The sequence below is a fragment of the Faecalibacterium sp. OF04-11AC genome, from assembly GCF_003460645.1.
Lineage (GTDB): Bacteria > Bacillota > Clostridia > Oscillospirales > Ruminococcaceae > Faecalibacterium > Faecalibacterium prausnitzii_I.
In genome coordinates this window covers 1-22954 of the sequence record NZ_QTVP01000036.1, presented here as the reverse complement: position 1 = coordinate 22954, position 22954 = coordinate 1, and the positions used below count along the sequence as shown (strand labels likewise).

At 58.5% G+C, this 22954-nt stretch carries 16 protein-coding genes and 3 pseudogenes; 10 read left to right on the top strand and 9 right to left on the bottom strand.

Annotation, left to right across the window (positions count from 1 at the left end):
* Positions 1-52: 52 nt before the first annotated feature.
* The 5 genes from jag to rpmH form a co-directional block, all read right to left on the bottom strand.
* Positions 53-1201 (bottom strand): RNA-binding cell elongation regulator Jag/EloR, encoded by a 1149-nt coding sequence (jag, locus tag DXA70_RS12270; protein ID WP_128118639.1) that lies wholly within the window; start codon positions 1199-1201, stop codon positions 53-55.
* A 7-nt stretch (positions 1202-1208) separates the two neighbouring features.
* Positions 1209-2282 carry a YidC/Oxa1 family membrane protein insertase gene (locus DXA70_RS12265; RefSeq protein WP_243001381.1) on the bottom strand — a complete coding sequence of 358 codons (1074 nt, stop codon included), beginning with the start codon at positions 2280-2282 and terminating at the stop codon, positions 1209-1211.
* Between the two features lie 219 nt (positions 2283-2501).
* Positions 2502-2804, bottom strand: coding sequence for a membrane protein insertion efficiency factor YidD (gene yidD, locus DXA70_RS12260; RefSeq protein WP_022256950.1), 303 nt, complete (start codon positions 2802-2804; stop codon positions 2502-2504).
* Entirely contained in the window at positions 2801-3199 is a 399-nt protein-coding gene (gene rnpA / locus DXA70_RS12255; protein WP_128118637.1) for a ribonuclease P protein component, read from the bottom strand. The genes yidD and rnpA overlap by 4 nt, the downstream gene beginning before the upstream one ends.
* Positions 3200-3438: 239 nt before the next feature.
* Positions 3439-3573 carry a 50S ribosomal protein L34 gene (gene rpmH, locus DXA70_RS12250; RefSeq protein WP_005924258.1) on the bottom strand — a complete coding sequence of 45 codons (135 nt, stop codon included), beginning with the start codon at positions 3571-3573 and terminating at the stop codon, positions 3439-3441.
* A gap of 381 nt (positions 3574-3954) precedes the next feature.
* Between rpmH and dnaA the strand changes: the two genes are divergently transcribed.
* The 8 genes and pseudogenes from dnaA (at position 3955) to DXA70_RS12210 (ending at position 14174) form a co-directional block, all read left to right on the top strand.
* Positions 3955-5277, top strand: coding sequence for a chromosomal replication initiator protein DnaA (gene dnaA, locus DXA70_RS12245; protein WP_005929139.1), 1323 nt, complete (start codon positions 3955-3957; stop codon positions 5275-5277).
* Between the two features lie 397 nt (positions 5278-5674).
* On the top strand, positions 5675-6781 hold the full coding sequence (gene dnaN, locus DXA70_RS12240) for a DNA polymerase III subunit beta (protein WP_112116201.1): 1107 nt from the start codon (positions 5675-5677) through the stop codon (positions 6779-6781).
* Positions 6782-6792: 11 nt separating this feature from the next.
* The gene (locus tag DXA70_RS12235) at positions 6793-7008 is read left to right on the top strand and encodes an RNA-binding S4 domain-containing protein (RefSeq protein ID WP_022256954.1); all 216 of its coding nucleotides are present in this window, start codon (positions 6793-6795) and stop codon (positions 7006-7008) included.
* Positions 7009-8130, top strand: coding sequence for a DNA replication/repair protein RecF (locus DXA70_RS12230; protein ID WP_128118636.1), 1122 nt, complete (start codon positions 7009-7011; stop codon positions 8128-8130).
* Between the two features lie 70 nt (positions 8131-8200).
* The gene (locus DXA70_RS12225; RefSeq protein ID WP_128118635.1) at positions 8201-8485 is read left to right on the top strand and encodes a DUF370 domain-containing protein; all 285 of its coding nucleotides are present in this window, start codon (positions 8201-8203) and stop codon (positions 8483-8485) included.
* 87 nt (positions 8486-8572) lie between these two features.
* Positions 8573-10566, top strand: a pseudogene (gene gyrB / locus DXA70_RS12220) (DNA topoisomerase (ATP-hydrolyzing) subunit B).
* A gap of 25 nt (positions 10567-10591) precedes the next feature.
* Positions 10592-13167, top strand: a pseudogene (gene gyrA, locus DXA70_RS12215) (DNA gyrase subunit A).
* Between the two features lie 371 nt (positions 13168-13538).
* Positions 13539-14174 carry a manganese efflux pump gene (locus tag DXA70_RS12210; protein WP_347553567.1) on the top strand — a complete coding sequence of 212 codons (636 nt, stop codon included), beginning with the start codon at positions 13539-13541 and terminating at the stop codon, positions 14172-14174.
* Between the two features lie 32 nt (positions 14175-14206).
* Here DXA70_RS12210 and DXA70_RS12205 read toward each other — a convergent pair whose 3' ends face one another.
* The 4 genes from DXA70_RS12205 to DXA70_RS12195 form a co-directional block, all read right to left on the bottom strand.
* A complete protein-coding gene (locus DXA70_RS12205) occupies positions 14207-14884 on the bottom strand; it encodes a GntR family transcriptional regulator (protein ID WP_128118634.1) in 678 nt (225 codons plus the stop codon).
* Between the two features lie 224 nt (positions 14885-15108).
* Positions 15109-15567 (bottom strand): pseudouridine synthase, encoded by a 459-nt coding sequence (locus tag DXA70_RS12200; RefSeq protein WP_278321341.1) that lies wholly within the window; start codon positions 15565-15567, stop codon positions 15109-15111.
* Positions 15501-15803, bottom strand: a complete 303-nt coding sequence (locus DXA70_RS15160) for a pseudouridine synthase (protein WP_278321340.1) — start codon at positions 15801-15803, stop codon at positions 15501-15503. Before DXA70_RS15160 ends, DXA70_RS12200 begins: the two co-directional genes overlap by 67 nt.
* Positions 15800-16354 (bottom strand): NUDIX hydrolase, encoded by a 555-nt coding sequence (locus tag DXA70_RS12195; RefSeq protein ID WP_128118633.1) that lies wholly within the window; start codon positions 16352-16354, stop codon positions 15800-15802. The genes DXA70_RS15160 and DXA70_RS12195 overlap by 4 nt, the downstream gene beginning before the upstream one ends.
* 345 nt (positions 16355-16699) lie before the next feature.
* On the opposite strand from DXA70_RS12195, the pseudogene nifJ reads away from it, so the two are divergent.
* Together nifJ and mgtE are read left to right on the top strand one after the other, a co-directional pair.
* Positions 16700-20244, top strand: a pseudogene (gene nifJ, locus DXA70_RS12185) (pyruvate:ferredoxin (flavodoxin) oxidoreductase).
* Positions 20245-21246: 1002 nt separating this feature from the next.
* Complete coding sequence (gene mgtE / locus DXA70_RS12175) at positions 21247-22818, top strand: magnesium transporter (protein ID WP_128118631.1); 1572 nt, start codon at positions 21247-21249, stop codon at positions 22816-22818.
* The last annotated feature ends 136 nt before the right edge of the window (positions 22819-22954 follow it).

The following is a 22954-nucleotide window of genomic DNA, read 5'->3' as shown; positions in this document are numbered from 1 at the left end:
GGCTCTCAAGATCCAAATTACAGCTCGATCTTGCCGAAGCTCAAGATCCAAATTACAGCTCGATCTTGCCGAAGCTCAGATCGGCAAAATCATCCACGCGCTCGGTGCGCTTGGGTGCCACAGGGGCGGCACTCTCCGCGTCACGGGGTGCATAGGTGCGCTCCGGCACGCTGGAGCCGCGGGGACCACGGCTGACGCCGCCGCGACCGCCACGATAACCGCCGGAACGGCCGCCGCGCTCATTGCGATCCCCACCACGGTAGCCGCCGCGATTGCCGCCCGGACGACGGCCATTGGGACGGCCGCCACGGCCGCGGCGCTCGCCGTAAGTATTCTCGGTCTGTGCGTCGGGAGCGGTGGAGTAGATGACCACACGGCGGTCACGGCCCTCGCCCTTGCTCTCGCTGCGGACACCCTCCATCTTGCCGATGGCAGAGTGGATAATGCGGCGCTCATAGGGGTTCATGGGCTCCATGGCAAAGCTGCGGCCGGTCTTGCGGACCTTGGCACCAATGCGCTGTGCCAGAGCGGTCAGGTCGCTCTCGCGCTTATCACGGTAGCCAGCCACATCCAGGCCCAGCTTGATGTAATCGCCCTCCAGGCGGTTGGCCACCAGGCTTGCCAGATAGGACAGGCTCTCCATGGTCTCGCCGCGGCGGCCGATCAGAGCACCCAGCTTCTCGCCATCCAGACGGATGATGGTAGCCTCGCCTTTCTGCACGGCGCTGAATGTCACGTTCTCCACGCCCATCCGCGCGATGACCTCACGCAGATAGTCCACAGCGGCCTTGACCTTGTTGTTCTCTTCGATATTGATGGGCACTTCCACCTCTTCGCCCTCAGCAGGGGCAGCCTCTGCCGCCGCCTCCTCCACGGGCTGCGCGGCGGGAGCTTCTTCTGCTGCAGGGGCGGCGGGAGCTTCCTCCACAGGGGTCTTCTCCTCTGCCTTGGGCTCCTCGGCCACGGGAGCCGGAGCAGCCTTTTCTTCCACCACGGGTGCCGCGGGAACGGGGTCTGCCTCCTCCACGGTCACGCGGACCTTGGCGGGGGTCAGCTTCAGGCCCAGAAAGCCCGTCTTCTGGGGCATTTCCAGCACTTCATAGCTCACGTTGATGTCGTCGGCCTGGACGCCCAGCTTGGCGCAGGCGTTGGCGCGGGCTTCGTCAACCGTCTTGCCGGTTGCTTCCTGAGTACGGATCATAATACGGTCAGTCCTCCTTTTTGTGTTCCAGCTCGCTCAGCGGGACCGTGCGCTCGTCCTTGTACTTTTCCTCGTCCAGCTGGCGGGCATACTCCAGGCGGCGCTTGTTCATCTCACTGGCGGAGACATTCTTTTCCACGATCTCACCGGTCTTTTCGTCCTTGACCTTGAGGGTAGTGCTCTTCACACCGCGCTTCTGCTCCTTGCGGTGGGCGGCGATCTCAGCCATGACCTCTTCCTTGACCTTTTCGGGGTCGTAGATCTTGCGCATGACCTGGGTCTGCACGGTCATGATGACGTTGGAAATGACGTAGTACAGAGAGAACGCGCAGGGCACGGTAAAGCAGAAGAACAGGTACATCAGGGGCATCATATACATGGTCGCTTTCATGCTGCCCTGCATCTGCTGGCCGGAGGCTTTCATGCTGATGTGGGTGGAAATGAACATGGTAACGATGGCCAGGATGGGGAGGATCAGCAGGGGCAGGTTATCGGCCGAGAGGTTATACTGAGGCACACGGGTCAGATCGATGCCAAAGAAATCCATGTGCTGGCCAAACTCGGTGATGGTGCTGACCTGGTCGGCGGTAAAGGCGCTGGTCACGGTGGACTCGCCCGCCATGACCTGCGCGATGATGTTGGTGTCGCGGGTAACAGTGGTAAAGCTGATGCCCAGGGCCGTCAAGGCATCACCAGCCGCGTTCATGGCAGCGGTGCCGATGTGGAAGATGCGCTGCAGCGGGCGGTACACGACCTCGATAACGCCGAACATGACCAGGAAGTTGATGAGCATGGGGGCACAGCCGGACATGGGGTTGTAGCCGAAGTCCTGCTGCAGCTTCATGATCTCTTCATTCTGCTTTTCGGGCTTATCCTTGTACTTTTTCTGGATGTCCGCGATCATCGGCTGGAATGCCGACATCCGGACGGTGTTTTTCTGCTGGTTGAGCTGGAGGGGGGTCTTCACGATGTTGATGAGCAGGGTGAAGAGGATGATGTCCCAGCCGTAGTTGGGGATCAGCTTGTAGATCCACTCCATCACATAACCGAGTGGCACGCCGAGGATGTATAAAGGGTTCATAGCTTCGTCCATTCTGCCCCGTCTGTGGCGCGGAGCGGTTATTTTTATCGAAGGACGCCTGTCCACAGCGCAGCGCGTCACAAGAAGCAAATTTTAATCGCCTTTCTGCTCCACCTCCCCTGTTCGGAAAGTCTCCCCCGGCCGGGGGAGGTGGCACGTAAGTGCCGAAAGGGGAACGGGTGGCACGCCGCAGGCGTGACGGAGAGGTTTGTTTTCCACTTATTTTCCGTGTCTTGTGGAAAACAGTCTGGCCGGAGAAAGCTTCCGGGCCGGGTTGCGCCAGCGGCCGGGCTCCGGCACGGGGTCGTAGCCCCAGCGGCCCAGCGGGTTGCACCGGGCAATGCGGGCGGCGGCCAGCAACAGCCCCTTGATGCAGCCGTGGGTCTGGATGGCCTCGATGGCATACTGGCTGCAGGAGGGGGTAAAACGGCAGTTGCGCCCCAGTCCCGGGCTGATCCACTTCTGATACCAGCGGATGGGCACGCACAGGGCACGGCGGGACCATGCCGAGAGCGGGTTCACTCGCTTTCCGGCCTGCGGACCGGAGGGACCGTGGCAGGGGGCTTGGCACCCGGCTGCTTTGCCTTATCCGGCAGGCCGGCCTGGGCAAACAGTTTGGCCACCACGCTGGAGAGCTGCCAGCTCTTGAGGCGGGGGGTCATGCCCCGGGCCACAAAGATGAGGTCATAGCCGCCGATGTTGTAATCCAGATGCTCGTCAATGGCGGCTTTCATCACGCGGCGGGCGCGGTTGCGCTGGACGGCGTGGCCGATCTTTTTGGTGGCCGTCAGGCCCACGCGGGTCTTTTTGCCACGTGTTTTGAGGACGTAGAGCACCAGCGCCGGGTTGACATAAGACTTGCCGCGGGCATACACGCGGCCAAACTCCGCGTTGCGGCGGATGGGACGATAGCGCATTTGTTGGCGCCTCCCTCTTCGAGAATCAAACAAGCCCTGCACAAAGGCAAAGCTCATTTGTCAGTATAGCAAAAAAACGCCCGCAAGGAAAGTCTGTCCGGGCGTTTTTCTGGTACAATTCTTGCGAAACTTTTTAGTTAAAACGCACAATTGGATAAAAAAGAAGACCGCCAATTCAATATCAGCGGTCTTTTGCGCATGTTCAGTTCTGCGCTGACCCATTGCCACGCGGGCTCAGATCAGACAGTCAGGCTCTTGCGGCCCTTTGCACGACGAGCATTGATGACCTTGCGGCCGTTCTTGGTGCTCATGCGGGTCAGAAAGCCATGAACTTCCTTGCGCTGACGCTTCTTGGGCTGAAAAGTTCTCTTCATGGTTTTGTATCCTCCGTAAAAACTCGTCCCCTGATTGGGGTCATTCTGTGAGTCCCAAATGGGGACAGGCTTGCAATTCAACAGTATATCGCACACTATCCCATTCTGTCAAGCATTTTTTTCTCTTTCCTGCAAACTTTTTTGAAAAACGGCTGTGAAAAATCTTTCAACTTTTTCACCCGTTTCCCGTGGAAAACTTTTCATCCACAACATCTTGTGCTCTTTTTCGTGTACTCCCACAAGGGCCGTACAAAGGCGCAGATGCGTCTTTTCTTATGTATTATAAATTACCTTATAGTAATATAGACGCAGGGAGATTTTTGTGGTATACTAACCTGGTATCAGCAGCATTGTTGAAAACTTCAATGGAGTGGATGTTTTATGGATTCTTTCAAGGACGTTTTAGAAGCCGCTCAGGCCTATTGCAAAACGCAGATGGCCGAGCCGACTTATAATCTCTATATCGACGGCCTCGAGCCCATCAGCTTTGAGGACTCGAGCCACATCACCCTTTCGGTGCGGAACGATTTTATCTGCAAGATCGTCACGGACCGCTACCTTGGCCTGCTCAAGGAAGCCTTTAAGACCGTGCTGGGCTTTGATGTGGACATCACGCTGGTGGTGCCCAGCACCCCGCCCCACGAGGTGGTGCTTGCCCAGCAGTACGAGGCCAACCCCGCCTCCCCCCAGGGCAACTATGAGTTCACGTTTGAAAACTTCATCAAAGGCCCCTCCAACCAGTTTGCGTTTGCTGCGGCGCAGGCGGTTGCCGCCAACCCCTCCGGGGCCTATAACCCGCTGTTCATCTACGGCGGCTCCGGCCTGGGCAAGACCCATCTGCTGACGGCCATCCAGACCGAGATCAAGCGCACCCACCCCGATTTTGTCATCATGTACGTCACCTGCGAGCAGTTCACCAACGAGCTGATCGCCGCCATCCGCGCCGGCAGCACCGAGGACTTCCGGATGAAATACCGCGTGGCCGACCTGCTGCTGGTGGACGATATCCAGTTCATCGCCGGCAAGGAATCCACCCAGGAAGAGTTCTTCCACACGTTCAATTCCCTGCACGATGCCCACAAGCAGATCGTCATCGCCTCTGATCGCCCGGCCAAGGAGATCAAGAGCCTGGAAGAGCGTCTGCGCACCCGCTTTGAGTGGGGCCTGACCGCCGATGTCCAGCCGCCGGATTTTGAGACCCGCGTGGCCATCGTCAAGCGCAAGGCCGAGCTGCTCCACCTGGATCTGCCCGAGGACGTAGCCGAGTTCATCGCCAACCACCTGAAAAACAACATCCGCCAGCTGGAAGGCGCTGTCAAAAAGCTCAACGCCTACTACATGCTGGAGGGCATCCAGCCCGTCATCAGCGTGGCACAGAACGCCATCAAGGACATCCTCAACGAGACCCAGCCCGTGCCCGTCACCATCGAGAAGATCGTGGGCGAGGTTTCCCGCACGTTCAACGTCTCCCCTGCCGACATCCGGGGCACCAAGCGGAACGCCAATGTGGCCTCCGCCCGCCGCGTGGCCATCTACATCCTGCGCGAAGTCACCGGGATGAGCATGGAGGAGATCGGCCGGGAGTTCTCGGGCCGTGATCATTCCACCATCGTCTACTCCCTCAAAACCATGGAGCGGGACATGAAGAACGACCAGCATCTGCGAGAGACGGTCAGCGACATCATCAAAAACGTCAAGGCCTGACACCCGCACGGGCTTAAAAGTCCGACTTTTAAAGGGGATAAAACCCAAAATATGGGGAGTTTTACGCACAATTGGTGCAAAACAGAACAAGATATAGTGGTTTTGGGCCGAATCTTTCCACTCTTTCCACGGAGTTTTCAACATTCAACGCTCAGATTCCACATGGGAAGTGGAAAGAACCCGCGGCTTCCCCATTTCAACATTTCTTTCACACCCGATTCACAAACCCGTGGAAACCGAAACCCCGGCATCCCGCCAAGACATTCCGGAGTTTTCCACAAGTTCCCCACTCCCTACTACGGTTACTACAACAAGTTCAATATAGATCGAGAGAAAATGTCCACCGCTTTTGGGACAGCTTTCTCCGATATCATCCGAAAAAAGGAGAGAAACCAAGTTGAACATCATCTGCGACAAGACCCTCCTGAGCGCGGCCATTGACGGCGTTTCCAAAGCAGTCACCCTGCGCTCTACCATTCCCGTACTGGAGGGCATTTTACTCAAAGCCGAGGGGTTCCAGCTGACCCTGACCGGCTACGACCTCGAAATGGGCATCGTGACCACCATTGAAGCGAACGTCAAAGAGCCCGGTGAGATCGTGCTGAACGCAAAGCTGCTCAGCAGCATGATCAGCCGGATGCCTGCCGGCCAGATCACCATTCAATCCGCTGACAACGGAAAAACCACGATCCAGAGTGGTGTTGCCCAGTTTGAGATCCAGTCCATGGCCGCAACCGACTTCCCCGAGCTTCCCAATACCGGCGCTGAGGAGACCCTGACCATCCCCACCGGCGTGCTGCGGGACATGATCGACCGCACCCTGTATGCCGTCAGCCAGGACGAGAAAAAACCGGCCCATACCGGTGAGCTGTTTGAGATCGAGCCCGACAAACTGACCATCGTGGCCCTGGACGGCTACCGCCTGGCCATCGTGGAGCGGCCGGTCACTGCCGTCAAGGACATCCGGATCATCGTGCCCAGCAAAACCATGACCGAAGTGGCCCACCTGCTGCCCAACGACGACGAGGAGCTGGTGCACATCTGCGCTAACCGCCGCTATGTCGTCTTCATGACTGCCGGTTACACCATCATGAGCCGCCTGATCGAGGGCGAGTTCCTCAACTACCACAATGTCATCCCCTCCGGCAGCCGGACACGGGTGACTTTGGACACAAAAGAGTTCATCGAGACCATCGAGCGCGCCTCTCTGATTATTACAGAGCGTTTAAAAAATCCCCTCCGCATCAGTTTTACAAATGGTAAAGTCGTCGTCCGCTGCCAGACCAACCTGGGCCGCGTCGTCGATGAGTTCCGCGCCGAGTGCGAGGGCGAAGAGGTGGAGATCGGCTTCAATAACCGTTACCTGCTGGACGCGCTCCGCAACGCCCGGACCGAGCAGGTCAAAATGGAGATCAGCGGCCCCCTGAGCCCGGTCAAGGTCCTGCCTGCCGAGGGCAATGACTTCCTGTACCTGGTCCTGCCCGTCCGCTTCAAGAATGATTAAGAGGCAACATTATGCAGAAAATTCTCATCCATACGGAATTTATCAAACTGGACGCCCTGCTGAAATACGCCGGCCTGTGCGAGACGGGCGGCGAAGCCAAAGAGCTGGTGCAGGGCGGGGCCGTCAAAGTCAACGGCGAAGTCTGCACCATGCGGGGCAAAAAATGCCGCGCGGGCGATGTGGTGGAGCTGGATGGCCAGAGTATCGAAGTCGGGCAGGGGCAGTAAATGCGTCTGCTCTCACTTGAAGTCCAGAATTACCGGAATATCGCTTCCGCCAGCCTTACCCCCGGCCGGGAGCTGACCGTCATCTGCGGCAACAACGGCCAGGGTAAGACGAACCTGCTGGAGGCCATCTGGCTGCTCACCGGCGGCAAGAGCTTCCGGGGCGGAAAGGATGCCGAGCTGGTGCGCCGGGGCGAACCGTTCGCGGTACTGGAAGCGTCCACCCAGCGTGCACAAAAAGACGAACAGGAGCCGGATGACCCGACCCATGTCCGCCTGACCATCGGCACACCGGATTCCCCACGCCCGGGCCGGACAGCCTCGGTAAACGGGGCACCGCCCAAGCGGGCCGCAAGCCTGGCAGGCAGTTTTCCGGCTGTCGTCTTTGACCCCGGGCATCTGAGCCTGGTCAAGGGCGCGCCGGAGGGGCGGCGAAAATTTCTGGACGCTGCCCTCTGCCAGCTTTACCCCGGCTACCTGACCATCTACCGCCGCTATGTCCGGGCCTTGCAACAGAAAAACGCGCTGCTGCGCCGCTCTTCTACAGCGCCGGAGCGCCCCTATGCGGAAAAAGCAGCCCTGCTGGAAGTGCTGAACAATGAACTTTCCCTCCAGGGCGAGGCCATCCAGCAGCGGCGGCGGGCGTACCTTGCAAAGCTGGCTCCGCTGGCCTGCGCCAATTATGAGGAGCTTTCCCGGGGAGCCGAACGGCTCACCCTGCGGTATGCGGCTCAGTTTGAGCCGGGCAGCCTGGCGGCTCGGCTCAAAGCCCGCCAGGCCGAAGAGCTCCGGGCCGGGCAGAGCCTTTGCGGCCCCCACCGGGAAGATCTGGAGCTGCTGCTGGATGGCCAGCCCGCCAGAGTGTTTGCCAGCCAGGGACAGCAGCGGAGCGTCGTCCTGAGCCTGAAAATGGCGGAAGCGGCAGCGGCTGCGTCCATTACCGGGGAACACCCGGTGCTGCTGCTGGACGATGTGCTCAGTGAGCTGGACGATGGCCGCAAGCAGTATCTGCTGACCCGGATGCGGGAAAAGCAGACGTTCGTTACCAGCTGCGACGACACCGCGTTCCTCAAAACGGACGGCGAGGTCTACCGGATGAACGGCGGTGTCCTGAGCAAGGCATAAGACGTAGCTCTTCCCACGGGGAGAGAGGACACGTCAGCGCCTGAGAGGGCGCAGCAGAAAAGAGGCTTGTATGTATCTTCATCTGGGGCGGGATTATGTCCTGAACGACCGGGACGTCATCGGCATCTTCAATCTGGAGACGACCACCATCTCTCCCCGGGGGCGGGAGTTTCTCAATTATGCCCAGAAGAACGGCGCTGTGGTCAGCCTCTCGGATGAGCTGCCCCAGAGCTATGTGCTGGCCGATGCCCCGGTGGACACGGTCTATCTTTCGGAGCTGTCCCCCGCCGCGCTGAAACGGCGTGCGGAACGGCCCCTGCCCGAGGGCGTGGAAGCCATCCGGGCAAAAAAATGATTATACAAATAGTTATCAACACGCGGAGCGGATGCTCCTGCGTTTTCAGTTTGGTTTGAAAAATCTGAAACAAAAGGGAGAAAGGAAATGGCAGAGGAAATTATCACCAGCACCAACGCGGAAACCGTCACGGACCACGAGTATAACGCCAGTGAGATCCAGGTCCTGAAAGGCCTGGAAGCGGTGCGCAAGCGCCCGGGCATGTATATCGGCTCGACCGGCGAGCGCGGCCTGCACCATCTGGTCTATGAGATCGTGGACAACGCCATCGACGAGGCGCTGGCCGGTTACTGCAACCACATTGAGGTCAAGATCCTCAAGGACAACATCATTCAGGTCACGGATAACGGCCGCGGCATCCCCGTGGATATCCAGGCGGATACCGGCCTGCCCGCTGTCACCGTTGTTTACACCATCCTCCACGCCGGCGGCAAGTTCGGCGGCGAGAATTCCGGCTACAAGGTGGCCGGCGGCCTGCACGGCGTCGGCGCTTCCGTCGTCAACGCCTGCTCCGAGTGGCTGACCGTCGATGTCCGCCGCGACGGCCACGAGTACGAGCAGACGTTCCGCCGCGGCGACCCGGACGGCCCTCTCAAGACCGTCGGCACCGTGGACCCTGGTGTCACCGGCACCCGCGTCACGTTCAAGCCGGACCCGGAGATGTTCAAGGATACCACCGTTTACAACTTTGAGACGCTGGAAAAGCGCCTGCGGGAAGAGAGTTTCCTGAATGCGGGTGTCAAGATCACCCTGACCGATGAGCGGGAGCTCTACACCCCCGTGCTGGAGGACGGTCAGGAGGGCGAGCCCTGCTACCGCACCGAGGTCATGTGCTATGAGGGCGGCATCAAGAGCTTTGTCACCTACCTCAACGAGAAACGCAACCTCGAAGTGCTCCACCCCAATGTCATCTATCTCAAAGGCCAGACCGATCGCGGCATGGCTGAGATCGCCCTGCAGTACAACTCCAGTTACAATGAGCTGGTTTTGAGCTTTGCCAACAACGTCAACACCCCGGACGGCGGCACCCACGAAGAGGGTTTCCGCACCAGCCTGACCCGCGTGTTCAACGATTACGGCCGCAGCCACGGCCTACTGAAAGACAAGGATGAAAACCTCTCCGGCTCCGATGTCCGCGAGGGCCTCATCTGCGTCATCTCCGTCAAGCTGCAGGAGGCCGAGTTTGAGGGCCAGACCAAGGCAAAGCTGGGCAATACCGAGATCCGCACCCTGGTCTCCAACATGGTCTATACCAAGCTGATGGAGTTCTTTGAGGAGAACCCCGGTGTGGCCAAGGCTATTTTTGAAAAGGCCACCCAGGCGGCCCGTGCCCGCGCCGCGGCCAAAAAGGCCCGTGAGCTGGTCCGCCGCAAGAGCGCGCTGGAGACCAGCCGGATGCCCGGCAAGCTGGCCGACTGCCGCGAGAAAGACCCCTCCCGCACCGAGATCTTCATCGTCGAGGGTGATTCCGCAGGCGGCTCCGCCAAGATGGGCCGTGACTCGGCCATCCAGGCGATCCTCCCCTTGTGGGGTAAGATGCTCAACGTGGAAAAAGCCCGTGCCGACCGCATTTACGGCAACGATAAGCTGATGCCTGTTGTGCTGGCCCTGGGCTGCGGCATTGGCGAAGAATTTGATATCACCAAGCTGCGCTATGACAAAGTCTTCATCATGGCCGATGCCGATGTGGATGGTTCTCACATCTGCACCCTGATGCTGACGTTCTTCTTCCGCTATATGCGCCCCCTCATTGAGCAGGGCCATGTGTATGTTGCCCAGCCGCCCCTGTTCAAGGTGCAGAAAGGCAACACCATCAAGTACGCCTACAATGACGCCGAAATGGCTGTCCTTTCCCAGGAAATGCCGGGTGCCAAGATCAACCGCTACAAAGGCCTTGGTGAGATGAACCCCGAGCAGCTGTGGGAGACCACCATGAACCCCGAGAACCGCGTCATCGTCCGCATCACCATTGAGGACGCGGAAAAGGCCGACGAGGCATTCACGATCCTGATGGGAGATCAGTCGAGCCCCGCCGCCGCTTCATTGAGACCAACGCCCAGTACGCAAAACTGGACGTTTAACCTGTAGAAATCCACGGAGGAACAAATGGAAGAAGATTATGTGATGATACCGGGCAGCGGTACCAAGATGATCATTCGGGATGTCAAGAAAGAGATCGAGACAGCCTTTCTGGATTACTCCATGTCGGTCATCGTGGCCCGTGCCCTGCCGGACGTGCGGGACGGCCTGAAGCCGGTCCACCGCCGCATCCTTTACACCATGCATGAGCGTGGCAACGATCCCAGCCACCCCTACCGCAAGTCCGCCGACACCGTTGGTGCCGTTCTGGGCTCCTACCACCCCCACGGCGACGCGTCGGTCTACGACGCAATGGTCCGTCTGGCACAGGATTTCTCCCTGCGCTACCCGCTGGTGGATGGCCAGGGTAACTTTGGTTCGGTCGATGGCGACCCCCCGGCTGCTTACCGTTACACCGAGGCCCGCATGAGCCGGATGGCCGTGGAGATGCTGACCGATATCGACAAGGACACCATCGACTGGGACCCCAACTTTGATGAGACCAAGAAAGAGCCCAGCGTCCTGCCCAGCCGCTTCCCCAACCTGTTGGTCAACGGCAGCCAGGGCATTGCGGTTGGTATGGCCACTAATATCCCGCCCCACAACCTGGGCGAGGTCATTGACGGCTGTGTGGCCTATATCGACAACCCGGACATCGACCTGCCCGGCCTGATGGAGTATATCAAGGGCCCGGACTTCCCCACTGCCGGCATTATCATGGGCCGCAGCGGCATCCGTGCCGCCTACGCCACCGGCCGCGGCAAGATCACCCTGCGCGGCCGCGCCACCATTGAGGAAAAGAAAAACGGCCGCGCCCAGATCATCGTCACCGAGATCCCCTATATGGTCAACAAGGCGCGCCTCATTGAGAACATTGCGGACCTCGTAAAAGACAAGCGCATTGAGGGCATCAGCGACCTGAACGATGAGACCAACCGCAAGGGAATGCGGATCGTCATCGACGTCCGGAAAGACGCCAACCCCCAGGTGGTGCTGAACCAGCTGTACCAGTATACCCAGCTGCAGGATACCGTGGGTGTCATCATGCTGGCCATTGACCACAAGGTGCCCAAGGTCCTGACCCTGAAGCAGATGATCCAGAAGTACGTCGAGTTCCAGGACGAGATCGTCCGACGCCGTACCCAGTATGACCTGAAAAAGGCCAAGGAGCGTGCCCATATCCTGGAGGGCCTGAAAAAGGCTACCGACATCGTGGATGAGCTGATCGCCACCATCCGCGCCTGCAAGGGCGGCATGTCGGAGGCAAAGGCTGCCATCATGGAGCAGTTCGGCTTTGATGACCCCCAGGCAGATGCCATCGTCAAACTGCAGCTGGGCCGTCTGGCCGGCCTCGAAATTTTAAAGATCGAGGAAGAGCTGGGTACTCTGCAGGCAAAGATCGAGGATTGGGAAGATATCCTGGCCAACGACGCCCGGGTGCTGGAGATCGTCAAGAACGAGCTGCTGGAGATGAAGAAGCGGTTTGGCGACGAGCGCCGCACCGAGATCGAGACCGTCAGCGGCGAGGTGGACATCGAAGACCTCATCGCCGAGGAGCAGTGTGTCTATACCCTCACCGAGGCAGGCTATATCAAGCGCCAGCTCAAGGCCACCTATCAGGCCCAGAAGCGGGGCGGCCGCGGCATTTCCGGTATGACCCGCAAGGAAGAAGACATCGTGCAGGAGATGTTTGTCGGCTCCACCCACGATTATGTCCTCTTTGTCACCGATAAGGGCCGCCTCTTCCGCCAGAAAGGCTATACCATCGCCGAGGGCAGCCGTACCAGCAAGGGCACCAACATCGTCAACCTGCTGCAGCTGGCTGAGGGCGAAAAGGTCACCAATATGCTCCGCCAGAGCGCGCAGGCAGACCAGGAGGGCGGCTTCGTCACCATGGTCACCAAGCAGGGCCTCATCAAGCGCACCCCGCTGGAGCAGTACGCCAACATCCGCAAGAGCGGCCTCATCGGCATTGCCTGAACGAGGGCGACTCTCTGGCATGGACCCGCCTGACCTCCGGCCACGATATGCTCATCGTTGCCACCCGCAACGGCCAGGCCATCCGCTTCAATGAGGAAGACGCCCGTCCCATGGGCCGCGGAGGCCATGGCGTCCGGGCCATCAAGCTGGCGGAGGGCGATGAAGTCATCGGCGTCTGCATCTGCCGCGAAGGCGGCACGGTGCTCACCGTGACCGAAAACGGCAAGGGCCGCCGCTCCGAGATCGACACCTACCGCATCACGGCCCGCGGCGGCAAGGGCATCCGCAACTACGACGTCACCAAGGATAAGGTGGCTGCTGTCAAGATCGTGGACGATGTGGACGATGTGCTGCTGAGCAGCCAGGAGGGCATTATCATCCGCCTGCACGCCAACGAGATCCCCGTCCAGAGCCGCTATGGTTCCGGTGTCCGGGTCATGCGTCTGGGCGAGAACGACAAGGTCATGGTGCTGGCCCGTACCGACCACGACGACGAGGCCCAGACCGAGACCATTGAGGCTGAGGAGGGCGAGGAACCCACCGCGGAGCAGCTGGCCGCCATGGAGGCCGCCGATGAGGCCTCCGCCGCCGAAGCCCCCGAGGCAGATACCCCCGAAGAATAAAAAGTTAGCCTAGACTTCGCATGGGGAATGTGATAAAATGAGCGAACAATCACAAATACCCATGGGGGAGTAGCAGGCACTTTGCAGGAGTGCAGCAAGTCAACACAATGGCCGCTTGGTCGCGGTCTGGCTTGCTTTCATTTGCGAGACTCATGTGTTTTGGCGCGCGTACCAACGCCCGGCACATGGAGTCAGTTTGTAAAAAAATGACCCGGAATTGGACGTTGCGCGCCAATTCCGGGTTTTTGTTTTAGATCCAAAGTTCCTCGCAAAGCTCACCCCTCTGGGGGAGCGGTCACTGCGCGGCAATAACGGAGAGGGCAACCGCAGAAAAACCACTGATTTCCGGTCAATTTCAGGAGGCAATTTTTATGGAGTGGAGTTTCGTCTTTTTCCTCAACAGCGCCCTGCTGGGCGTAGGCCTTGCCATGGATGCATTCTCGGTCTCGCTGGCCAACGGTCTGCATGACCCCTACATGTCCCGCCGCCGGGGCGCCATCATTGCAGGTACCTTTGGCGCTTTTCAGGCCGTTATGCCCATGGCGGGCTGGCTCTGCGTCCACACCATCGTGGAGTTATTCTCGGCCTTTGAAAGGTTCGTCCCCTGGATCGCCCTGGCGCTGCTGGGGTACATCGGCGGCAAGATGCTGATGGAGGGCATCAAGGGCGAGGAAGCCGAGGAAACCGCCGAGCTGAGCGCCGGTGCTCTCTTTATGCAGGGCGTGGCCACCAGTATCGACGCTCTTTCCGTCGGCTTCACCATCTCGGAGTACGGCTGGCTGATGGCACTGGTCTGCTCCCTCATCGTGGCAATGGTCACGTTCTTCATCTGTGAGGCAGGTTTGAGCCTTGGCAAAAAGTTTGGCACCAAACTCTCCGGCAAAGCTCCATCCTGGGCGGTGTCATCCTCATCGGCATTGGGTTGGAGATTTTTATTTCAGGCGTATTCGGCTAAATGCAGATACAAAAGGAGTCCTGTGCGATTGAACGCACAGGACTCCTTTTGATGATGTTCCCCGTGGAACATTTTCTGATTTGATTATTTTTCCGGCTCAAAATAATCGGCGTATTCTTCCGTGAGCCGGGAGCCCAGGCGGCGGATGCCGCCGTAGAGATGGCGCTCCACCAGCGGCTCAAAGGCGGCCAGGTCGCACCGCTCAATGGCGTCGATCAGGTTCTGGTGGTCCGCGATGACCTCCGCCAGCCCGCCGCTGGTGATGGTGTCCAGCATCCGGAAGCGGCTGTAATCGGCGTGAGCGTTCTGCAGCGTGCGCCAGAGGTACATTTTGCCCATGGCGGCAAACCAGGTCTCATGGAGCAGGCGGTCGGCTTCGTACAGGCGGTTGTAGTCCGGTGTTTCGGCCTGGGCCAGGGCCGCGTAGGCGTCGGCCCGGCGGCGGATGAGAGCCCGCTGTTCCGGCGTGCAGTGGGGCGCGAAATCCCGCAGCACCCGGGCCTCCACGGCGGTGCGCTCATAGATGAGCTCATCCACGATCTCCCGGTTGAGCCGGGTAACGGTAGTGCCCTTATATGGCACGATCTTCACCAGCCCGTTTTCCTGCAATTTTTGCAGCACCACCCGGATGAGGGTGCGGGGGGCCCCAAAGCGGGCGCAGAGCGGGTTCTCGCTCAGGGAGCTGCCCGGCCGGATGGTCAGGTCGATGATCTCCCGCTTCAGCACCTCGTAAATTTCAGCATCAGTCTTGTATTGTTCCATTATGATTCTCCTAAAAGAAAGGCGCTGCTCCGTCCAACCTCTCCGTCATCTTCGCTTTGCTCGATGCCACCTCTCCTGGCAGGAGAGGCTTTGGCAGAAGTTATCAGTTTTTAAGCGGATCGCTGCGCTCCAAAACACACATTGCCGGGAGGCTTCCTACCCTTGGCTCCCCGAATAGGGGAGCTGGCCGCGCCAAAGCGCGGTCTGAGAGGTTTTATTGAAAATCAAATAAAATAGTCCCACGGTGCCCCCTCGGGAGGGGGCAAAACAAAGCTCAATTTATCTCCGCTCACCGGGTGGAAGAACTGCAGCCGGGCGCTCTGCAGGGCGATGGCCCCCTTGGCGCGGCTGCCGTACTTGCCATCGCCCCAGAGCGGATGCTTCCGGGAGGCAAACTGCACCCGGATCTGATGGGTCCGCCCGGTGTGGAGGGTGATGTCCGCCAGACTGAACGCTCCATCTTCTGCCGTGGCCGCAATGCGATACTCCAGTACCGCTTCTTTCACACCCTTGCGGGGGCGGCTGACCGGGAAGACCCGGCCTTTCCGGCTGTCCTTGAACAGGTGATCCCGCAAAGTACCCTCAGCGGGGAGCGCTTCGTCCGGGCCGCCTGCAATCACAGCCCGGTACTGTTTGATAAAACGGGGAGCGGCGGGTGTCCCCTCGGCCCGGCCATCCTGCACGGCATAGGCTCCTGGCTCCGCGTTACCTGACGGCTCAGGGCCGCTGCCGCCTGCGGGGTCTTTGCATAGACCATCAGGCCCGAGACGCCGGTGTCCAGACGGTGGATGACGCCGACGTAAGCGTCCGGCTTCCCCCATTGCTCCCGGAGCCGCTGGGGCACGCCCTCTTCGCTGGAGCACCCGGCGGGCTTGTCCAGCACGACAAGGGCATCGTCTTCATAGATGATAAAACTCACAGCTTGCCCTCATCCAGCAGGGCCTTGAGCTTGAGCACACCTGCAATGGTCTTGCCGTCCCTGATCTCCCCGCTCATGACCATTTCGTAAGCCTTTTGCAGCGGGACGCGGTCCGGCGTCAGGAATTCGTCATCGTCCAGGTGCATCTGCGTTTTGTGGAGACCTGTTGCCACCCACATATAAATGATCTCAGTGTCATAGCCCACGGTGGGGTAAAACTGGCCCAGAGAGGTATAGTGGTCGGCGGTCAGGCCGCACTCTTCTTCCAGCTCCCGCTGGGCGGCGAGGAACGGGTCCTCCCCTTTTTCCAGCTTGCCGGCGGGCAGCTCCCACAGCTCCTGCTGCATGGCGTAGCGGAACTGCCGCACCATGCAGATGGTGCCATCCTCAAAGTAGGGCAGGATGCAGGCACCGCCGTGGTGGTGCACCACCTCCCGGCCGGCGGTCTCGCCGTTTTCCAGCAGGGCAACATCGTTGGTCAGGGTGATGACCCGGCCCTCAAAAATCACTTCACTGGAAAGTGTTTTCTCATAATGTACCGCAGAATCCATTGCTTTTTCCTCTCCGTTTCCATGGTAGTCTGTGTCCAGTTTACGGCAACTGCCACGGGCTTGTCAATTCCAAAATTAAGAATTTGTTCAGAAATCACGGGGTTATCTTAATAAAACGTTAGCATGTCAGTCTGCTGGATTCCACAAAGAACACATCCATCAAAAACAACCAAAAAAAATCTTGAATTTTTGTTGCGTTTTGCCAGCTGGTTTGCATTTACTTCTGGGGCGGAATTTGCTAATATAATATATGAGCAATAGTGCCTTTCTGGGGTTCTCCGGCCCCGCCGGGGCGCGATTGCCCCGCGCAAAAGGTACCAAATTCTGAATAATGGAGGAAGAAAAATGCCTAGAGCAAAGCAAACCATGGATGGCAATACCGCTGCTGCCCATGTAGCATATGCCTACACGGACGTGGCTGCTATCTACCCCATTACCCCGTCTTCTCCGATGGCTGACTCCGTGGACCAGTGGTCCGCAGCTGGCCAGAAGAACATTTTCGGCAACCAGGTCAAGGTCGTCGAGATGGAGTCCGAGGCCGGCGCTGCAGGCGCTGTTCACGGCTCTCTGGGTGCAGGTGCTGTTACCACCACCTTCACCGCATCTCAGGGCCTGCTGCTGATGATCCCCAACATGTACAAGATCGCTGCGGAGCAGCTGCCCTGCGTGTTTGATGTTTCTGCACGTACCGTTGCTACCCAGTCCCTGAACATCTTCGGTGATCACAGCGACGTTATGGCATGCCGCCAGACCGGCTTTGCAATGCTGGTCGAGAGCAGCGTCCAGGAAGTCATGGACCTGTCCCCTGTTGCCCACCTGGCAGCAATCGAGGGCAAGGTTCCGTTCCTGAACTTCTTCGATGGCTTCCGTACTTCTCACGAGTACCAGAAGATCGAGAAGTGGGACTACGCCGATCTGAAAGAAATGTGCAACATGGAGGCTGTTGAGGAGTTCCGTGCCAAGGCTCTGAACCCCGAGCACCCCAAGATGCGCGGCTCTCACGAGAACGGCGACGTGTTCTTCCAGCATCGTGAAGCTTGCAACTCCGTGTACAACGCTCTGCCCGCAGTGGTCGAGAAGTACATGGGCAAGATCAACGCAAAGCTGGGCACCAACTACGACCTGTTCAACTACTACGGCGCACCCGATGCTGACCGCGTGATCGTGGCCATGGGCTCCATCTGCGATGTCGCAGACGAGGTCATCGACTACCTGAACGCTAAGGGCGAGAAGGTCGGTATCATCAAGGTCCGCCTGTATCGTCCCTGGGTCTCCGCTTCCCTGCTGAAGGTCCTGCCTGCTACCGCTAAGAAGGTCGCAGTTCTGGACCGCACCAAGGAGCCCGGCTCTCTGGGCGAGCCCTGTACCTGGATGTCGCAGCTACCCTGCGTGAGGCTGGCAAGAATGATGTCATCCTGACCGGCGGCCGTTACGGTCTGGGCAGCAAGGACACTCCCCCGTCCTCCATCTTCGCTCTGTTCAAAGAGCTGGAGAAGGATGCTCCCAAGGAGCGCTTCACCCTCGGCATCACCGATGATGTCACCTTCCTGTCTCTGCCGGAAGTCAAGCCCGCTCCCATCACCGCAGCTGCTGGCACCAAGGAGTGCAAGTTCTGGGGTCTGGGCGGCGACGGTACTGTCGGTGCAAACAAGAACTCCGTCAAGATCATTGGCGACCACACGGATAAGTATGTTCAGGCATACTTCCAGTATGACTCCAAGAAGACTGGCGGCGTGACCATCAGCCACCTGCGTTTCGGCGACAAGCCCATCCGCAGCCCCTACTACATCAACCAGGCTGACTTCGTGGCCTGCCACAACCCCGCTTACATCCACATGGGCATGAAGATGGTCCAGGATGTCAAGCCCGGCGGCGTGTTCATGATCAACTGCCAGTGGAACGATGAGGAGCTGGGCCACCACCTGAACGCTGAGGCCAAGAAGTACATTGCTGACAACAACATTCAGCTGTACACCATCAACGCAATCGATAAGGCAATCGAGATCGGTATGGGCAAGCGCACCAATACCATCCTGCAGTCCGCTTTCTTCAAGCTGGCTGATGTTATGCCCATCGAGGACGCTGTCAACTTCATGAAGCAGGCAGCTCAGAAGAGCTACGGCAAGAAGGGCCAGGACGTCGTTGAGATGAACTGGAAGGCGATCGATGCTGGTGTTGACGCAATCCACAAGGTTGACGTCCCCGCTTCCTGGTCCAACCCCGAGGCCGATCCCGCTCCCAAGGCTCTGAGCGGCCGTGCAGATCTGGTCAAGCAGATCCGCAACGTCATGGAGCCCATCGCTCGTATGGATGGCGACAGCCTGCCTGTCTCCTCTTTCGTTGCAAATGCAAACGGCGAGTGGGAGCAGGGTGCTTCTGCATATGAGAAGCGCGGCACCGCTGTCAATGTCCCCGAGTGGGATGCTTCCAAGTGCGTTGGCTGCAACCAGTGCGCATTCGTGTGCTCTCACGCAACCATCCGTCCGTTCCAGCTGACCGCTGACGAGCTGGCAGCTGCTCCTGCTCAGACCAAGAGCCGCGACAACAAGCCCGCTAACGAGTACAAGTTCGTGATGGCTGTTTCTCCTCTGGACTGCATGGGCTGCGGCGAGTGCGTCACCGTCTGCCCCACCAAGGCTATCGCTATGGTTCCTCAGGAGAGCCAGGCAGACCAGCAGGCAGTCTTCGACTACTGCGTCGCCAACATCTCCAAGAAGCCCAGCAAGTTTGCTGACGATACCGTCATTGGTTCTCAGTTCAACCAGCCGCTGCTGGAGTTCTCCGGCTCCTGCGCAGGCTGTGCCGAGACTTCTTATGCACGTCTGATCACCCAGCTGTTTGGTGAGAAGATGTACATCTCCAACGCTACCGGCTGCTCCTCTATCTGGGGCGGTACCGCTTCCATCTCTCCGTACACCGTCAACAAGGACAGCGGCCATGGTCCTGCATGGTGCAACTCCCTGTTCGAGGATAACGCTGAGCATGGTCTGGGCCTGTACCTCGGCCAGAAGACCGTCCGTGAGAACCTGATCAAGCGCATCGCTGAGGTTGCTGGTTCTGACAAGGCTTCCGCTGAGCTGAAGGCTGCTTTTGAGAAGTTCATGGAGACCAAGAACAACACCAAGGCAAACGACGAGCCCGCAAAGGCCCTGATCGCTGAGCTGGAGAAGGCTGCTGCCGCGGGTTGCGCTGAGTCTGCTGAGATCCTGAAGAGCAAAGAGTTCATCGCTAAGAAGTCCGTCTGGATCTTCGGCGGCGACGGCTGGGCATACGACATCGGCTTCGGCGGTCTGGATCACGTCCTGGCTTCCGGCGAGGATGTCAACGTCATGGTCTTCGATACTGAGATGTACTCCAACACCGGTGGACAGGCATCCAAGGCTTCCAACATTGGTGAGGTCTGCCAGTTCGCTGCTGCTGGTAAGGAAATCAGCAAGAAGAGCCTGTCTGAGATCGCAATGACCTATGGTTACATCTATGTTGCTCAGATCGCTCTGGGCGCTAACATGAACCAGGCTGTCAAGGCTATCGCAGAGGCTGAGGCATATCCCGGCCCCTCTCTGATCATCGGCTACGCTCCCTGCGAGCTGCACGGTGTTAAGGGCGGCATGACCAACTGCCAGAACGAGATGAAGAAGGCAGTTGAGGCTGGTTACTGGAACCTGTTCACCTTCAACCCGGCCAACAAGGCTCAGGGCAAGAACCCGTTCACTCTGACCTCCAAGGCTGTGGACAACGAGAAGTATCAGGCACTGCTGGCAAACGAGACCCGTTACAGCCGCCTGACTCGTGCATTCCCCGATCGTGCAAAGACCCTGTTCGAGCGCAACCAGCAGGTTGCAAACGACCGTTACGAGCACCTGACTCGCCTGGTCGATCTGTACAAGTAATCTTTCTGCCGGACTGCCTGCTCAAAGCTTTTGCAGCGGCCCCTCAGTCCGAAAGGCGGCGGCTCCGTACTGGCGGTTACTGCGCAACGCAGCAGTGCGAAACTGTGAACCTCTGAGCACAAACGGCATTTGATTTTGAGTACAAACTCGAGCACGCTTTGTTCGTCGCAAAGCATCTGATTTCAAACCATCCGCCCGCACGCTGTACGCGAACAGGGTGCAGGGCAGGATGTCTGAAATACCAAAGCGCCCGCGAGGGTCCTTGAAAGCACACCCCGCGTGTGTCAGGAGCATAAGGTCTGCTTGCAGATACCTTGTTCCGCCTGCTGCATAAGACCTGTGAAAACAGGCATCTTGCCGCAGTAAAAACAATTGCGTTTTAGCGCCCCATCCACTGGCAACAGTGAATGGGGCGTATTTTTGTGCGCGAATGCGATAAAAATGTGAAAAATAGTGTGCAAGACGCTTTTTACAGTTTTTTCATAGCTTCTTCATGAAATCAAATGTGAAACCTGCTATACTGCTGTCATAAGGAACCGGGGCCGCAACCGATTCCTTGTACATGATTCCTCCTCACCAAGGCAATATCCAAAAACAGAACGCCTTTTCCAGTGTACCGCAAGCGCTGGAAAGGGCGTTTTGCTTTTTGGTACAGGATTTCCGTTTTATAATTCGGCGCTTTTAGGGTTGACCCTGCTTTTTTACGGCGCTATAATAAATCTGTAAGTTAAGTTTTTTAGCAGCCCCAGGAGGTGAACGCAGAACAATGGACCCGGATCATAGTCGAAGACGATGGAACGATGCGGCAGATCGGATAACAAAAACAGCTGCGTTCGCCTTTTTGGGCCGGAACCCCGTGTAAGCGGAAGCTTCCGGAGCAAAAGGGCGCGGCTTTGTGCGCATGATCCGTGTTTTTACGCGCGGCAGTGCACCAGAGCGGCGCTTTTGTGATGCGGTTTGCTGCATCCTCCCCAGCCTTGGAACACGAGAGGAGGAGCAAACATGGAAGAAAAGAAAAAAGCTGTTCCGGAGGGGGAAGCATCCCTCCCGGTGCAGGAGCTGCCCGCGGATATCCCTGCGGAGGTGCGCCAGAAGCTGGCCGAAGACCTGAACGAAGAGGCCACCGAAGACCTCAAGCAGGACATCCGGGAGGCGGAAAAAGAGGAGGCCAACGACGAGGAGGTCAAGGCTGACCCCGAGATGCTGACCAAGAGCCGCCTGCTCAAGCTGCTGGTGAAAAAGCAGTACGTCAAGCTGCGCGAAGTGACGGAGGAAGAGCAGCCCGCCGACCTGGCAGAACTGCTGGAAGAGCTGGATGAGAACAACCGTCTGGTGGTGTTCCGCCTGCTGAAAAAAGAGGTGGCGACCGAGGCGTTCGCCTATATGTCCGATGAGGCCCGTGACGATCTGGTCAACGCGTTCTCGGATGTGGAACTGGTCAGCGCCATTGAGGAGATGAGCCTGGACGATGCCGCGGACCTGCTGGAAGATATGCCGGCCGGCGTGGTCAAGCGGGTGCTGGAGAAATCCTCCAAGCAGACCCGTGAGAGCCTGAACAAGCTGCTGAACTACCCCGAGAGCTCCGCCGGCAGCCTGATGACGCCGGAATATGTCCGCCTGCGCAAGGATATGACCGTGAACGACGCCTTTGGAGCCATCCGCACCCAGGGCGAGAACGCCGAGACCGTTTACACCTGCTATGTCGTCGAGCGGAACCGTCTGCTGGGCGTTGTGTCTGCCCGCAGCCTGCTGCTGGCAGAACCCAAAACCCCGGTGACCGAGATCATGGACGACAACGTGGTCACGGTGAAAGTCACGGATGACCAGGAGTATGTGGCCCGTGAGATGCAGCGCTACGACTTTACCGCCATGCCCGTTGTGGACAACGAGGGCATGTTCGTGGGTATCATCACCATCGACGACGCAATCGATGTCCTGACCGACGAGTCCACCGAGGATATGCAGAAGATGGCCGCCATTCTGCCGGACGACGATGCCACGACTTATTTTGGCACCAGCGTCTGGACCCACGCCAAGCAGCGTATCCCCTGGCTGCTGATTTTGATGCTTTCGGCAACCTTTACCGGCATGGTCACCACCCATTATGAGGAAGCATTCGTCAGCCTGCCCCTGCTGGTCTCGTTCATGCCCATGCTGATGGACACCGCCGGCAACTGCGGCAACCAGATCAGCACCCTGATGGTCCGCGGACTGGCGCTGGGCGAAGTGGAGCCCAGCGATTTTCTCCGTGTGCTGGGCAAAGAGTTGCGTGTTTCCGCCATTGTGGGCGCCGTGCTGGGCATCGTGAACGGCCTGCGCATCTACCTGATGTACACGTTCCTGTACGCCGGGCAGTACGAGAATGTCCTTGGCTATGCCGTTGTGGTCAGCGTGTCGCTGTTCTTCAGCGTCATCCTGGCAAAGCTGGTGGGCGGTATGCTGCCGCTGGCCGCCAAGAAGCTGGGTGCTGACCCGGCCATTATGGCAACGCCGTTCATCACCACCATCGTGGATGCGTGCAGTTTGATCCTGTATTTCCAGATCGCACAGCTGGTATTCAAGAATATGATGTGATTCTCAAAAAGAAGCTTCGGTGGGTTTTGAACTGCACCCCATTTGTTAGACAGTATGGTATACTGTTTAGGAAATGGGGTGTTTTTGTATGCCAAAGGGAATACCACAGAAAAAATATAGTGGGGAATTCAAAATA

Coding starts and splice junctions, on each gene's coding strand:
- jag (WP_128118639.1), bottom strand. CDS start 1,201: ATGATCCGTACTCAGGAAGCAACCGGCAAGACGGTTGACGAAGCCCGC.
- DXA70_RS12265 (WP_243001381.1), bottom strand. CDS start 2,282: ATGAACCCTTTATACATCCTCGGCGTGCCACTCGGTTATGTGATGGAG.
- rnpA (WP_128118637.1), bottom strand. CDS start 3,199: ATGCGCTATCGTCCCATCCGCCGCAACGCGGAGTTTGGCCGCGTGTAT.
- rpmH (WP_005924258.1), bottom strand. CDS start 3,573: ATGAAGAGAACTTTTCAGCCCAAGAAGCGTCAGCGCAAGGAAGTTCAT.
- dnaA (WP_005929139.1), top strand. CDS start 3,955: ATGGATTCTTTCAAGGACGTTTTAGAAGCCGCTCAGGCCTATTGCAAA.
- DXA70_RS12235 (WP_022256954.1), top strand. CDS start 6,793: ATGCAGAAAATTCTCATCCATACGGAATTTATCAAACTGGACGCCCTG.
- DXA70_RS12230 (WP_128118636.1), top strand. CDS start 7,009: ATGCGTCTGCTCTCACTTGAAGTCCAGAATTACCGGAATATCGCTTCC.
- DXA70_RS12225 (WP_128118635.1), top strand. CDS start 8,201: ATGTATCTTCATCTGGGGCGGGATTATGTCCTGAACGACCGGGACGTC.
- DXA70_RS12210 (WP_347553567.1), top strand. CDS start 13,539: ATGGAGTGGAGTTTCGTCTTTTTCCTCAACAGCGCCCTGCTGGGCGTA.
- DXA70_RS12205 (WP_128118634.1), bottom strand. CDS start 14,884: ATGGAACAATACAAGACTGATGCTGAAATTTACGAGGTGCTGAAGCGG.
- DXA70_RS12195 (WP_128118633.1), bottom strand. CDS start 16,354: ATGGATTCTGCGGTACATTATGAGAAAACACTTTCCAGTGAAGTGATT.
- mgtE (WP_128118631.1), top strand. CDS start 21,247: ATGGAAGAAAAGAAAAAAGCTGTTCCGGAGGGGGAAGCATCCCTCCCG.